Annotated in this window: 9 protein-coding genes; 2 read left to right on the top strand and 7 right to left on the bottom strand. The window is 29.8% G+C overall.

The genetic code is table 11. From position 1 onward, the window contains the following. The first annotated feature begins 147 nt into the window (after positions 1–147). Positions 148–3,708: a cell wall-binding repeat-containing protein gene (locus RR561_RS06285; protein ID WP_332506702.1), complete on the top strand. Its 3,561-nt coding sequence runs from the start codon at positions 148–150 to the stop codon at positions 3,706–3,708. 361 nt (positions 3,709–4,069) lie between these two features. Here RR561_RS06285 and RR561_RS06280 read toward each other — a convergent pair whose 3' ends face one another. From RR561_RS06280 to hemC, 6 genes are all read right to left on the bottom strand, one after another. Next, entirely contained in the window at positions 4,070–5,653 is a 1,584-nt protein-coding gene (locus RR561_RS06280; RefSeq protein WP_332506701.1) for a M18 family aminopeptidase, read from the bottom strand. 478 nt (positions 5,654–6,131) lie between these two features. Then, positions 6,132–8,495, bottom strand: a complete 2,364-nt coding sequence (locus RR561_RS06275; protein WP_332506700.1) for an ATP-dependent helicase — start codon at positions 8,493–8,495, stop codon at positions 6,132–6,134. Between the two features lie 190 nt (positions 8,496–8,685). Next, the gene (locus RR561_RS06270; protein ID WP_332506699.1) at positions 8,686–9,375 is read right to left on the bottom strand and encodes a precorrin-2 dehydrogenase/sirohydrochlorin ferrochelatase family protein; all 690 of its coding nucleotides are present in this window, start codon (positions 9,373–9,375) and stop codon (positions 8,686–8,688) included. A gap of 171 nt (positions 9,376–9,546) precedes the next feature. Continuing rightward, complete coding sequence (hemB, locus tag RR561_RS06265) at positions 9,547–10,512, bottom strand: porphobilinogen synthase (RefSeq protein ID WP_332506698.1); 966 nt, start codon at positions 10,510–10,512, stop codon at positions 9,547–9,549. A 36-nt stretch (positions 10,513–10,548) separates the two neighbouring features. Then, entirely contained in the window at positions 10,549–12,120 is a 1,572-nt protein-coding gene (gene cobA / locus RR561_RS06260; protein ID WP_332506697.1) for a uroporphyrinogen-III C-methyltransferase, read from the bottom strand. A gap of 87 nt (positions 12,121–12,207) precedes the next feature. Further along, entirely contained in the window at positions 12,208–13,236 is a 1,029-nt protein-coding gene (gene hemC, locus RR561_RS06255; RefSeq protein ID WP_332506696.1) for a hydroxymethylbilane synthase, read from the bottom strand. Positions 13,237–14,119: 883 nt separating this feature from the next. On the opposite strand from hemC, the gene RR561_RS06250 reads away from it, so the two are divergent. Next, positions 14,120–14,884, top strand: a complete 765-nt coding sequence (locus RR561_RS06250; protein WP_332506695.1) for a formate/nitrite transporter family protein — start codon at positions 14,120–14,122, stop codon at positions 14,882–14,884. A gap of 93 nt (positions 14,885–14,977) precedes the next feature. On the opposite strand, the gene RR561_RS06245 is transcribed toward RR561_RS06250, so the two are convergent. Then, complete coding sequence (locus RR561_RS06245) at positions 14,978–16,510, bottom strand: cobalt-factor II C(20)-methyltransferase (RefSeq protein ID WP_332506694.1); 1,533 nt, start codon at positions 16,508–16,510, stop codon at positions 14,978–14,980. Between the last annotated feature and the right edge of the window lie 3 nt (positions 16,511–16,513).

Genomic DNA, 16,513 nt, shown 5'->3' with positions numbered 1-16,513 from the left:
TTATTTTAATATAATAAATTTTATTTAAATTAAATCCAAAGGGGGATAATATTATGTTTAATTACAAAAAAATGATTTGTTGTGTACTGTCAGCTACAACAGTAGTGGGAGTGGCTCCTGTCGCTTCAAATGCAGCAGACAACAGCGTTGACTTACAAGGGGGTAACCGTTTTCGAAACGGCTAATAAAATTGCTCTAAATTACTTCAAGAAAGCAGATAATGTAATCTTAGTTAATAGTGATGCAATTCCTGATGCACTATCTGTTGCACCATATGCTAAAAAACTAAATGCACCTGTACTTTTAACTAAGTCAGATTCATTAGATAAAAAAACAAAGGAAACTTTAGAGCAGCTAAACTCTAAAAAAATCATTTTAATAGGTGGCGAAAAGTCACTTTCAAAAAATCTAGAAAATAACCTAAAAAAAGATTATACTGTTGAAAGAATAAGCGGTAGTGATAGAATCAACACTTCACTTCAAATCGCTAATAAAATGGGACAGCCTATCAAAAATGCCTTTGTTGTAAATGGATATACAGGTCTTGCAGATGCAGCAGGTACAGGTGGTATAGCTGCTAAGTTAAATGTACCACTAGTATTCACAGATAAAAATATTGATAGATATAAAAACTCTTTAAATGATCTGAATATAAATAACGTATTTTTAATTGGAGGTACTTATAATCTACCAGAAGGATTTAATAATGTCGTAAATAGCGAACGTATTGCTGGTTCTAATAGACGTGATACAAATGCAAAATTAATAGAAAAGTTCTTTGGCAAGGACTACAATAGTGCCTTTATTGCAAAGGACGGTTCAAATAATGAAAGTGAATTAATAGACTCTGTTACAATCGGTGGTGTTGCAGGGCTTAAAAACATGCCTATTTTCTTAGGAAGTAAGACTGCTGGATTAACTAACGAACAACTAGAACAGTTAAAAGCATCTGCTCCTAAACACATTGTCGGTGTCGGCGGAGGAAATAAAACTGCTGGAAATCAAATAGAAAAACAACTTCCTAATGCACAAATTGATATATCAGAAATAACTTCAAAACCTTCAGAAGATGAAGAAGTACCATCTAGCGGTGGTGGCGGCGGTGGAGGTTCTTCTACCAACACTGAACAAGACAAGAAAAATTTACTAATTAAAGCTGCTAATGAACATTTAGATGGTGTTGTTAAAGGTGTTAATAATAATAGTGCAATAAAGAAAGTTTTAAATATGCAATTTGATCAAATTGATCAAAAATCAAACAAAACTACTATAACAGTAATAAGTGATGAAATTCCTGAAGATTTGGATGAAATAACTAATACAGGATTTATTGATGGAATATTAAATACTCCGAATCTTGAATCATATAGAGTTGTAGATGGTGAAAATGGATTAGTAAAATTAAAAACTGATGGTAAGGATTTAACAGCTCAAGAATTGAAAGAAAAAATTCTACAAGACGTTATGAAAGCTATATCTAAGCAGCTAACAACTTCTGATGATACTACTGCTGCTGAAGAAACTTCAAATACTGACGCAAGTACTGATTCTACAAATGATGAAACTGTTTTAGAAAATGAAAAGACTAACAATACTAAATCAGCATATGATATAGTTAAAGAAAATATTGGGAAAATAGACGGGAAATCTGTAATTGTGAATGCAAACTATAATGATGGAAAAACTAAAGCCAGCGTGGAGTATGAATTCATATTTAAGGTTGACAAAAATCAAATTATTTTGTCTAAGGCTAATACACACCTAAAGGCTCTTGTAGGAAATGTAGCTAAAAATGAAACTATAAATGAATATGCAACTATATCTTTTGATCCTGATTCTATGGTAACTGATGTAGTTTCTAAAGAAATAACTAAGCTTCCTAACGCTGAAGATTTAAAAGCTATCTCTGGCACTGGATTTATAACAGGATTGAAGAAAACTCCTAATCTTGTTTCTTACTCTATTGGTGATAATAAAACTGATATTAATGTCGATGGTAATGAAAGTACATTAAAGGAATCTATAATAAATAATGTTTTGGCTCAATTTGAAGGTACAGACATTCCTGAAAAAAAGACTATTACTGTTACTGCTAATTATGACGATGGCGATGTAAAGTTATCTCAAGACTATAAGTTTAATTTCGATTTTTCAAATATGAAAAAGGCTATAGAAAAAGAAGAAAACTTAAATAATAAAAAGAAAGAGATTTTAAGTAACTCTAATAAGCACCTTGCTTCTCTTGTCAATACAGTTGCTGATAACGATGCTGTAAGTAAATATGCAACTATATCTTTTGATCCTGATTCTATGGTAACTGATGTAGTTTCTAAAGAAATAACTAAGCTTCCTAACGCTGAAGATTTAAAAGCTATCTCTGGCACTGGATTTATAACAGGATTGAAGAAAACTCCTAATCTTGTTTCTTACTCTATTGGTGATAATAAAACTGATATTAATGTCGATGGTAATGAAAGTACATTAAAGGAATCTATAATAAATGATGTTTTGGCTCAATTTGAAGGTACAGACTTAAATAATATTCCTGAAAAAAAGACTATTACTGTTACTGCTAACTTTGAAGATGGCGATGTAAAGTTATCTCAAGACTATAAGTTTAATTTCGATTTTTCAAAAATAAAAGAAGCTATAAATAAAAAAGAAATACGAGAAAATACAGAAAAAGAAGCTACTTCAAAAATAAATACAGCTAATGATAATGTTTCTATAAAGACTGATTCTGAAAAAAAAAAAATAAAGCTAGAGATTAAAAATTTATCTTTTTTCGAATCAAATAGTAATGAACTGCTAGAAAAGATTACAAGCACAGATCGAATTAAAGCTATAAAACTAAATGGTAAAGAGATAAATATAAGTGATTTGAATGGTGAGACTTTACATAAGGAACTTCTTGAAGCAATCGATTATAACAATATTGATGACTATAGAGAGTTTTTCAAATCAAGTCAAAATCCTGAAATATCAAATAAAGTAAATAATCCTAGCCCTGAAAATATCAAAATGATAAATAATTTTATAAAATCTTCTAGTAATAGTGACGGAAAAACAGTCCCTATCTACTTCTTACTAAAAGATGAAACTGGAGAATTTTTATCCAGTGAGTATAAAATGGACTTTACTTTTGATGATAGTTTGAAAAGCACAGTTGATGAGACTATAAAAAAGAGCATAGCAGAACAAGATAAAGTTATTCTGGATACTAGAAAATTCTTTTTACAACAATCAAAAGTCAAATATCCTGGTAAGAAATTCTTAGGAGTTACTATTTTTAAACCAAGAGATATAGCTAATGATTTAATCTTTTATAATTCTTATCCTGACAATTTAGTTGAAATTGCAATAAATGAGGAAAAGAACAATACTAAACTTGGTTTAGAAGAAATAGCAGGTACTGGCCTAAAAACAACAGAAGATGTTTTATCTGATATGAATTATCTCAACTCATTAAGCATAAATGAAAATATTGATAAATACGGAAAGTCAGATATTTTTAAAATTAAAGATGCTATTAATAAGGAGTTTGGAATAAAAGATACTAGCCTGAAAAATTATATTAATAAAAGCTTCAATTTAAATTTATATTCAAGTAACAATAAAATTAAATTTAAAAGAACGTTTAAAGTTTCAATTACAAATAATTTTGAAAAGTTAAAGAGTGAATTAGAAAAAGTCAATTTTGGAAAATAAATACAGAGTTTTAGTAAAAAGCCCCTTAAGGGGCTTTTTATTATTGTAATTTAATATTGAATCCATACTTAGATTCATATTAACTATTGTCTCTATCATAATTTCAAAACTAAAAACACTTGAATTCATACATTTATTATTTATGTTTTTCCAACTTTTCTTTTCATATTTTATTTATTCTATTTATCATCACAATATTATTTTTTATTTGCCTATTTTATTTATAAAAATATCTTATTATTGAGCAATAAAAGTAACGATAACAAATGACTTAGAAAAGATAAAGTCAGAACTTAAAAAAGAAAATCTATAAAAATCTAATTTAAAGAAATAAAAGTCACTCTAATTAGAGGGACTTTTACTATTTCAGATTATAAAATCCTAACATACTCTTATAGTAATCTGTGTAATCGCCAACATGGGCAAGCTCTCTTATAGAGTGCATTGCAAGTATTGGTATACCTACATCTACTATAGGCATTGGAAGATGGCTCGCCATTATTGAGCCTATTGTACTTCCGCTTCTCATATCACTTCTATTTACAAAAGTTTGACACTTAATCTTATTTTTTCTACATATTTCTTTAAAAACTGCTGCAGAATATCCATCACTTGCATATGCCCTGCCTGCATGTGATTTGATAGCTGGTCCATTTCCAAATATAGCTTTATTTGTTGGATCTGCCTTTTCTGTCTTATTGGGATGAACTGCATGGGCAAGATCTGCTGAAATCATAAATGAATTTTCTAGACCTATAAACATCTCTTCTCTAGATATATTCATAGACATACATATTCTTTCTATTATATTTCCTAATAACTCAGAATCTGCACCTTCTTTTGACATACTTCCTACCTCTTCATTGTTGAAAGCTGCCAGCATATTTATACCACAGAATCCATTAATTTCTCTGAGTAAGGTATTTCCTACACTTGAATCATATATACCATAATCTCTAGATATGCTAGACTCAGGTCTACCTATATCAGCTATTGCCTTTCTTAGCTCATCAGAAGCCTTCTTACCGTATTCTTTTGTATTTGAGCTATCAATCAGTGCCTTTATACTAGCGTGCATACTAGCCAGGTTATCTAGCCTTCCTGCTGATATAAATTCACTATTTTCACCAACTAAACTACTCTTTTCATATTCATATAGATATAGTTCATAATCTAGTATATCATCCGCCACTAGTGCTCTTTCACTTTCAGCTTTTATCCTTTCTCTAACTGAAAGAACATTTGCATATTCAAGATGTATTGAATCAGCATCTTCATTTGCTATGTTATTGTTATTATCATTACTCTCAGAAACTCCATTATCTTTATCAAGCTCTCTTATCAAGATCTGCTTTAAATAATCTTCTGTTTCTAGACTTTCTCCTGTTTCCAATATTAGGGGCATTAAATCATCTTGCTTGTTGTATTCATAGCCTGAATTTATTTCTCTATTCATATGAATTGCAAGATTAGGTATTATACATATTGGCTTGTCAATTTTTATTATCTTTTCTATTGGTTTTAGTGGATTTTTCCAGTTTCTTAATAGAACTCTACCAGCTATTGAAAGAGGTCTATCAAGCCAAGTGCTCACTATCATACCACCATAAGGTTCTACATTTAATTTTATTTGATTATTTATTTTAACTTCTGGATTGGCTTTTATCTTAAATGTTGGCGAATCAGTATGACTCCCTATTATACGAAATCCATCTTCTACTATATTATCTCCATTTATAACAAAAGCTATTAAGCCTGAAGCATTTACCTTTATATAGTATCTACCAGCTTTTTCCAAAGTCCATTTTTTCTTTAAGTTTAATTCTATAAAACCATTTTCTCTAAGGTTTTTTTCGGCATAAGATACCGCATTATACATAGTAGGACTATTATTTATAAAGTCTAATAGTTCATTAGCTACGTTTTTTGCAGTTGACTCTGACATAATTTCTCCTTCCGCTTTTAAAAGGAGCCAAAACTGACTCCTCTAATTTATCTTTTTTTATTTTAATAATATATTTACTACTTACTACTTACTACTTACTACTTACTACTTACTACTTACTACTTACTACTTACTCTATATTATCAACTTTTTAGTTTTTTTACAATTATATTATTATTTTTATATGAAAATATTTATCCATTAAATATAGCTTATTCAAGTCCTTTTTTCGTTTTTTCTTGGGGCTTATTGTTGATATTAGCTATATATTTATATCTTTTAATAACTATAGCTACTTCTATATATTATTATACTTTTAATGATCATAAGCATCTTCATATTTATCTTTTTAAAATATTATAATATCTACTCTATTATTTTATACTTTTCATTTATTATCATTAACTTCATTATTTTTATATTTTTAGTTTATTATAAGCACTTTATTATTTTTATATTTTTAGTTTATTATAATACTTTAATATTCCATAACTTCTATAGTAGTATATTCTAGGTTTATTTTTTTTACGCCTTTTTGATTAAATGCTACTGTTATTTCTGCTCCAATTTTAGATATTACTGTACCCTCTCCAAATTTCGGATGTGATATCTTAGATCCTTTTTTCACTTTAGGAATACTGTCTGGATTATATGAATCATATCCTGCTCCTTCTCCTTTGCTAACAAGGTTTGCATTTGAGCCTCCCTTATTTGAAGAGTTCGATGCTGGAAAATCTTCTTTTTTATTTATAATCTTTGCACCCATATCTTTAGCTTTTTTGACATTCATCTGATTTTTGTACTTATCTGCATATTTTTTAAGTAAACTATAATCTGCATCTTTGTATCCAGGATCTTTAGCCTGCGAATCTAGTATCTCTACACACTCTTCTGGCAGCTCTCCCAAGAATCTAGATTTCATATTTACATTTGTTTTTCCATATAAAGTTCTTCTTGCCGTATGAGTAAGATACAACTCTCTCATGGCTCTTGTTATTCCAACATAGCAAAGTCTTCTTTCTTCCTCTATATCCATATCATTTAGGCTAGATATTGCTCTTGCTATAGGGAATATCTTTTCTTCCATACCTATAATAAATACAACAGGGAATTCAAGCCCTTTTGATGAGTGCATAGTCATAAGTGATACTTTTTCTATTCCTTCTTCATCTTCATTATTTATATCGCTTGATAGAGATATGTTTGCCAAAAAGTTGCTCAAATTTTTCTCTTCATCAGCAAATAACTCTGAGTTTTCATATTCCAAAGCAATAGAAATAAACTCTTTAAGATTGTCTATTCTGTCCTGTGCTTCTTCAGATTTTCCATTTTGTAGTTTTTCGTTTTTCTTTATAACTTCTTCTAAATCACTTATATATCCTGTTAAATCTAGTATTTTTTCTACCATCTTACTAGGAGAGTATGTTTCAGAAATACTTCTAAATAGTCCTATCAAGTCAACAAAGTCATTTATTCCCTTTTTTGCCTTTGTAGATATATCCGAGTTATTATCTACATCCAAAATAACTGAATATAAACTTTCCTTCATTATATTTGCTCTATCTTCTAATTTTTCTATCGTTCTAAGCCCCACACCACGTCTAGGTACATTGATTACCCTCTTCACTGATATATCATCTTGTGGATTTACTATAACTCTTAAATAGCCTAGTAGATCCTTTATTTCTTTTCTCTCATAAAACTTTGTACCGCCATATATATTGTATGGTATCTGGAATCTATTTAGGGCATCTTCTATAGTTCTCGCTTGAGCATTTGCCCTATAAAGTACAGCATAATCACTGTATGGTCTACCTGATTTCATAGCATTTTCATAGATTTCATTTACTACATAATTTGCCTCATCTACTTCATTTGCCAAGACTTTGACCTTTACAAGATTTCCTTCTTTTCTATCGCTCCACAATCTCTTCTTTTTTCTTTCCACATTATTTGCTATTAGGTAGTTTGCAGTATCCAAAATAACCTGAGTAGATCTATAATTTTGCTCCAATTTTACTACAAATACATCGTCATAATCTCTTTCAAATTCCAATATATTTCTAATATCTGCACCTCTCCAACCATATATACTCTGGTCATCATCTCCAACTACACATATGTTTTGGTGCCCCATAGCCAATAGCTTGATCAATTGGTACTGAGCTCTTGATGTATCCTGATACTCATCTACCATTATGTATCTGAACTTTCCCCTATAAAAGTTTAAAACATCTTCATTTGTTTGCAAAAGTTCAACTGTCTTGACTATCAAATCGTCAAAATCCAGTGCACTATTTCTCTTCAATCTATCTTGATATATTGCATATACCTTGGCAATTGACTCTAGCCAAAGATCCCCAGCTGCAGTCCTTGCAAACTCTTTTGGTCCCATCAATTTATCTTTTGCAGATGATATTTGAGATATAATAGATCTTGGTTCAAACTTCTTATCACTCAGGTCAAGCTCTTTCATACAATCTTTTATCAAAGTCATCTGGTCAGTAGAATCGTATATTACAAAACTTCTATTATAGCCAATCTTATTTATATCTTTTCTCAATATTCTTACGCAACATGAGTGGAATGTAGATATCCACATATCCCTAGAGTCTTCCCCAATGATATTTTCTACTCTTTCTCGCATTTCATTTGCTGCTTTATTTGTAAATGTAATCGCCAAAATATTTCCTGGGTTTACATTCTTATCTTCCACTAGATATGATATTCTAGTTGTCAAAACTTTTGTTTTTCCAGAACCCGCTCCAGCTAGTATCAAAACTGGACCTTCAGTTCTTTCTACTGCTTGCTTTTGAGCAGGATTTAAATCATCTATATTCATCTATATTCCTCCAAACTAGCATTTATATATACTTTTCATTTTGCTCTTATAAAATATACGAATTTTATATATTTTATATTTATTTTCTAATATTTACAAATCTACTTCTTATTACTTTCAAATCCATTTCTTGTTACTTTTAAATCCGTTTCTTATTACTTTCAAATCCATTTCTCGTTACTTTATATACCTATCGATCTTCAAAGTACTGCTTCATCTCATTCTTTATTTTTTTTGTATTTTTTGGATTTTTTCCCATTGAAGATATGGATATAATTATATCTTCCCCATCAATTTTTTCTTCAAAAAACCCTGTATTTATAAATGAGGATTGTTCATGATTATCCACGGAATTTACAAGAATATTGTGGTTTATACAGTAATGAGCTATTTCTTTATTTAAATTTGTATTATCAGTTGCAAGATAGACCATATCTGCATCATAAAGATCATTAATATCAAATTTTCTCTCTATCAAATACAAGTCACCTATTATTTTTTTTGTTTGATTTTCTTTAGCATCTCTTATTATATCACTTGATATGTCCTTAGGGTTCATAACTTCATTAATTTTATTTAAATTTTCATCGTACAATTTTTCCCTATCCAAGATATCTTCATCTTTATATTCAAACTTATCTTGAAAGGCAGAATCTAAGGATTTTTTTTCAATATTCTCTCTAATATCAATACTTTGTTCTTTTTTATCACATTCTAACTGTTCTTTTAAATCTAAGATTTCATCACACATATTCATTGCCACAACTCTTAGACTTGCACCATATTTTACAAGAGATTTTGCTTTTTTACTGGCAATAGGTCCTCCACCAACTATTAATATATTCAATTTCTCTACATCTATCATTACTGGATAAAACATCAAAATCCTCCTTTAACAGAATAGGAGCCCAGCAATAGGCAGTTTGTCTATTGTTGAGCTCTTATTTTACCACTTATTTCATAAATTATTCCAACATCAAAGAAAAAATACAAAATAATTTTTATGCTTTTGCTTTGTGCCACAATAAATTCGTCATCCTATTATATTTAATTAATATCGTCCTATATATTTTGCTAAATCCTTTGCAAAATATGTAATTATTATACTTGCACCTGCACGTTTAATAGACATTACCGCTTCATATATAGCCTCTTCATTTAATAACCCCTGAGAAACTGCAAGCTTTAACATAGAGTATTCTCCACTTACATTATAAGCTGCCACTGGAACTTCAAACCTTTGACTAGCTCCCTTAATTACATCAAGATATGATAAAGCTGGCTTTACCATTATAATATCCGCACCTTCTTCTATATCGTACTGACACTCTAACATAGCTTCATTTACATTGGATGGATCCATTTGATAGGTCTTTCTATCCCCAAATGCAGGTGCAGAGTCTGCTGCATCTCTAAATGGTCCATAAAAATTAGAAGCATACTTAGCACTGTAAGCCATAATTCCAACATTTACAAATCCATTATTATCTAGTACTTCTCTAATAGCCTTTACTCTAAAGTCCATCATATCAGATGGTGCCACCATATCTGCTCCTGCTTTTGCATGACTAAGGGCTATTTTTGATAGAAATTCTAGTGATTTATCATTATCTACATATCCATCTTCATTTATAATTCCACAATGACCATGATCAGTATATTCGCACATACAAACATCCGTTATTATATTCATATCTGGACAAACTCTTTTTATTTCTCTTACGGCTTGTTGAACTATTCCATTATCATCAAAGCCTGAGCTTGCACACCAATCTTTATGTTCAGTTACTCCGAATATCATTATATTTTGAATTCCATGCTCTATAATATCTTTTATTTCTTCTTCTAATTTATCTACCGAGAAATGGTATACCCCTGGCATACTCTTAATTTCATTTTTAATATTATTTCCTTCTATTACAAAGATTGGATACACTAGCTCTTTCATATCTAGTCTTGTTTCTCTCACTAGTTCTCTTGTAACTTTATTTACTCTCAATCTTCTTGGTCTTCTCATGTTTATCACTCCTCAATAGTTTTATTATACTTAATCTTATTTTAAATCTTTCAATATTACCTCTATAATAGAGTCTATTGTTGCTATTTCTGACTGTAACTCCACTTCTAATCCACTTTTCTTTATACTATCAGATGTTATATCACCAATAGATACTTTCTTTATATTTTGAAGTAAATACATGTTTTCTTTTCCCAGTAACTTCAAAGTATTATTAAAAGTAGATGAACTGGTAAAAGTAATATAGTCTATATTTTCATTTTTAAATGTCTCTAACAATTCATCTTTTATAGATTCATTGACATTATTCGTATATATTTCTACTCTGTCAACATCAATATTACAATTTTCCAGTGTATCTTCAAATACCCTAGTGGCTATTTCTGAACAAGGAAATAATACTCTATCTATAATTATTTTATCTTCAGATTTTCTTTCTGATAAAGAATCTATCTTATAAGATACTATCTCCTGAGCCAACCCCTTGCCACTAAATTCTTTTGCCTCTATATCTGGATATATCCCAAACTTTTCCATTGACTCTGTTGTTGCCGAACCTATACTAACAATTACTATATTTTTAAGAAATCTTGTATCAATTTTTTCAGATCTCATAGCCTCAAAAAAATACTCTACCGAATTATGACTCGTAAAGGCTATACAATCATATTTTTTTGCTTTTATCTTTTCTGTAAGTATTTCTTTATAATCATGCTTTTTTTCTATCAAAATTGTAGGAACTTCTATCACTCTAGCTCCATTTCTTTCTAGTTTTTCTCTAAGCTTACTATTTTTATTCCTAGTTCTTGTAACTGCAATAGTTTTTCCAAACATTGCCTTTCTCTCAAAGAACCCTAGCTTTCCTGTTAAGCTAACTACTCCGCCAACAACAAATAAAGCTGGTGCACTAATTTTATTTTTTTCTATACACTCTTTTGCATATTCTAGAGTAGTTGTGACAGTCTTTTGCTCGTATCTAGTTGCCCATGATACAAAGGCCACTGGGGTATTTGGACGTCTTCCATTTGATATTAACATTTCAGTAATATGTTCTATATTACCAATTCCCATAAGAAATATAACTGTACCTTTTTCTTCTGCAAGTGCCTTCCAATTTATATCCAGACTATCATCTTCCTTGGCATGTCCAGTTACGACATGAAATGATGATGCAAAATCTCTGTGTGTTACAGGTATTCCAGCATAGCATAGACCTCCAATTGCAGAACTGACCCCTGGAACTACCTCAAAATCTATATTTTCATCATATAGTATTTCTGCTTCTTCTCCACCTCGACCAAATACATAGGGATCTCCTCCCTTTAATCTCACAACCACTTTTCCTTCTTTTGCTTTTTGGGCTATCACAGTATTTATTTTTTCTTGTGGCATTATATGATTGCTTGATTTTTTGCCAACATATATGATCTCGCAGTCTTCTTTTTTATAATCCAACAATTCTTTGTTTATCAACCTGTCGTATATTATTACGTCAGCTTCTTTGATACAATCTAAGCCCTTCAATGTTATAAGTCCAAGATCTCCAGGCCCAGCTCCCACTAAATATACTTTTCCAAGATCTAAAGAATTTTCTTCTTTAAAATTCACGATATCCTGCCTTTCTATTTATATAAGTATCCATGCTTATATATATAAATTAAATAATCTATATTTATGCTTTATTAATTCGTAATTTTATCTGCTATTTACTTTTATTTCTTTTTTATTAAATTCATAAATTATTTCTTCAGCTAAACTGCTTCCTAGAGAAGATAAAGCCTTTAATACACTTGATTTTGATACATCTGACTCTAAATTTTCTATAAAATGGCATTTTAACTCTTTTTCAGAACATGAACATATAGAAGATAAGTCTAATTTTTTATCTTTAACAACTATATTTGTATAGTCTTCATTGCCAAATATTCCTCGAATTACGAATAAATCATTTTCTATAAATGATATTGATCCAACAGGGATATGACAGCCTCCATTTATCTTTTTTAAAAAAGATCTTTCTGCTGCAACTTCTAGTTCAGTTTTTCTATCTGATATTGATTCAAATATTTTTTCTAGCTCCGTATTATTTTTCTTAATTTCTATTGCCAAGGCACCCTGACCTGATGCAGGTATCATTTGATCATAATCAAAATAATATACATTTATATTTTTTATATCCAATCTTTCTATACCTGCTGCTGCTAGAACTATAGCATCCATATCCTCGCTTTCTAGCTTTGATATTCTAGTCGCTATATTTCCTCTAAGTGGTATAGGATTTATGCTTTTATTTATCATCAATAGCTGTGCAATTCTCCTTTTACTACCAGTACCCACTCTTAATCCATTCGAACTTTTCAACCATTTCATGGCATCTTTTGAATCTATATTATGCTTTGGATTTACTATCAAGACATCTCTTGCATCTGCCCTCATAGGCGTATTTACAAGCTTCAATCTAGCATCTATCTCAGATGGCATATCCTTTAGACTATGTACTGCAAAGTCAATTTTGCCATCTATTAATTGTCTTTCTATTTCCTTTACAAATATTCCTTTATCCCCTATTTTATCTAGAGCTTTATCAAGAATTTTATCTCCCTTAGTCTTTATGATTTTCTTTTCTATCTCAAGTCCAGGAAAGGCCGCTATAAGAGATTTACATACCAACTCAGTCTGAGTAATAGCAAGTTCACTCCCTCTTGTCCCCGCAACTAACTTCATAATTCCTCCGATTTTAACTAGCTTATTTTTCTTTTTTTATTATTTTTCATCTATTTTACTTTTTTAACTTTAACTTTATTTAATTTTTTTAACTTTATCTCTTTTAAACTTGCCTCTTTTTTAATTATACTTCTTTTAACTCTTCTTTCATTACATCTTTTTTAACTCTTTTGCTCTTATTTACTTATATTTTTTAGTACGATTAATTTTTATTGTAACAAAACTCACTTTAAAACTATAAATTTTATACAATCATGCAAATTTTTTATGATTTCTACTTAGACACTTCTAAGTTTTCTAGCCTTAAATTTTATACAGTAAACATTTATATCTACACTGAACTTTCATCAGCTACATAGAAGTGTACACCGTATAATTTCATAATTTTTCATCTTAAATGAATAAAAAACATCAAAATTTACAGCTCAAACAAACACTTTAAAGCTGTAAAACTACAAAATACAACAACTTAAAGTATATATTTTAGTCGAAAAAAAGTCAAATTTTAAATTTATATAGATGCTTTTAATATATGATAAATATTCTTCGATATATATATAGAAGAATATAGTAAATTTTAAATTTTTCATGAAATCACTTTTGATTTAAGTTTTTTTCGATTTTCCTTAACAAAACTTTCTAAATTACCAAGGAGGTATTTATGAAAATATATATTTATAAATATCTCATTACTTTATTAATAATTTTTTCTAGTTATCTTTTTAGATATTTTAAATCATCTTTAATAAAAAATCGCAATATGATATAATTACTTTGTAAATCGTTCGTTTTTAATTTTGTTTTAGTCAGTTTTTTTCGATAAATATATTATATTTAACTAATATATTTATATCTGTTGTATTTTTATATAAGGAGAACATTAATGTACAACGAAACAATCGAAAAATTTTCTGATATAGCAGTCGCAAAGTCGACTAACTGCAAGAAAAGCAAGAAGGCTTATTTAATATCAGCAACATTTGCTGGTACTTTTATAGGACTAGGAGTCTTGCTATCATCTACAATTGGTGGCTTATTGTCTGAAAGTAATAGCCCATTTACTAGAATAATTATGGGACTTTCTTTTTCAATAGCACTTATAGCTGTAGTATTTTCTGGAACAGAACTCTTCACTGGAAATAACCTTGTGATGACAATTGGCAAACTAAACAAAAAAGTCAAGAGCTCTGATTTAATATCAGTATGGACTTTTAGCTGGATTGGCAATCTATTAGGAGCCATTTTGCTCAGTTTGGTATTTGTTCTTACAGGCTTGGTTGATGAAGGTCCTGTGATGGAATTTTTCTCAAAAACAGCACTTGTTAAGGCTAATTTAGCACCACTAGCTTTATTTACAAGAGCTATGATTTGTAACTTTCTAGTGTGCCTAGCAATATTACTTACCAGTAGAACTGAAAACGATGCCGCTAAGATACTTCTTATCGTCTTGTGCTTGTTCGCATTTGTAACTACTGGCTTTGAACATAGCATTGCAAATATGACTTCTTTCTCTGTTGCTCTATTTGCAAAAAACATCCATAGTATCACTCTTCTTCAAGCAATTAGTGCTTTACTAATTGCCACTGTGGGCAATATAGTTGGTGGAGGATTAGTTATGGGCTTGGGCATATTTGCTATGAAAGAGTAAACAGATCTTTGAAATTCTAGACAACAAAAGGTAGCCTAGCCAGGCTACCTTTTTTATTATATCTTACTCTATATTCAATTAATTTATAGTTACTTATAAATTCTTCCATTTCTTATTTAACAAAATAGTTGTAAAATAAGGTACTTTATCTAGATTTTTTATTTCTTTTATATCTCTATAGACAAGCTCACTGTCCATAGATGAATTTGAAACCATTATAAAATAATTTTCTAGATTTTTATTTTCTATCATTTCAATGATTTCTCTAAAGTTTTTATATACTTTCATCAAAACTACGGAATCAAACTTATCAATCACTTCTGATATAGATTCATAATTATCTGTACAAGATACGACTGCCAAGGATTCTCTATCCATTGCTAAAGGAAAATTATTAGATGAGGATATATTTATAAAGGAATTTATTCCAGCTATAGTTTCTATCTCTATTTTTCCTATTAACCTCTCTAACAAATAAACATATGTTGAATATACCATCGGATCTCCCAAAGTTATAAAGCCAACATTTATTCCAGACTCGACGTCATTTTTGATTTCAGACGATATACTATCCCAGGCTAAATTCTTTTCTTCTATGTTATAATTCATAGGAAAATGTCTTTCTTTTATTTTTAGAGAAGGCTTCAAGTATTCTTGTGCTATGTTTTGAGCTGTACTTTTCTTGCCATCTTTTGCCTGTGGTACATATAAAACATCTATTTTCTCCAGTGTTTTTACAGCTTTTATCGTCAAAAGTTCACTGTCCCCTGGTCCTACACCAATCCCATAAAATTTTGCTTTTTTTACAATATCATTTTTGACTTCTTTTGACTCTTCTGACATAGCTTCTTCTAAGTTTTTCAGAAATTTATTCTGTATATATTCAAACTCACCTATACCCTCAAGATGTAGCTCAACATCAAAGCCTTCTCTTTCCAAGATACTTTTCCATGAGTCTTTATCATCACTAGCCATATCATTCTTTGCATGATCTCCAGCTACCAACAAAAATGGTCTTAGGTGTATTTTTTCTATCTTATCTCTTTTTAAAAAATAAATAATATCTTCAAGAGATGGATGACCTTCCACAGTAGCTATATAGGCAGCTACTTCTTCCCTCTTTGCCCTGTAATCAAGTGCAGCATAAGATGAGTGGGCGTTGTGTTCTGTTCCATGTCCCATCCAAACAGTAGCTTCATTTGATTTTTTATTTTTGATATCATCTTTACTTACATTTTTAATAAACTCTGCTATGTCATCATAGTCTTTTAAGTTTGATAGAAGAGGTCTACCAAGTATGACTCTATCAAATTTATTTCTATATTTTTCGATAATATCTAAAAGCTTATGATACTCTTCACCACAAATCAGATGTAGTGATTGAATATATATATTTTTATATCCGTCTAAATATAATTTCTCTAATAATTCATCTGGATACATTATCTCTTCATTATCTCTTTTTTTGAGCTTTTTTATTATCATTCTAGAAGTCCATGCTCTATAAAAATCCATTCCTGGAAATTTTTTTCTGATTGTGTTTTCACATGCCTCTATAGTCTTTTTTCTCGTGTCCATGTGAGATGTTCCAAAACTTATTACTACTAATGCATCTTTATTATTCATACA

It is taken from the genome of Peptostreptococcus sp., assembly GCF_036639115.1.
In the GTDB taxonomy this organism is placed as follows: domain Bacteria; phylum Bacillota; class Clostridia; order Peptostreptococcales; family Peptostreptococcaceae; genus Peptostreptococcus.
Note: the sequence above shows the minus strand (reverse complement) of the source record. Positions and strands in the feature narration are given on the sequence as shown.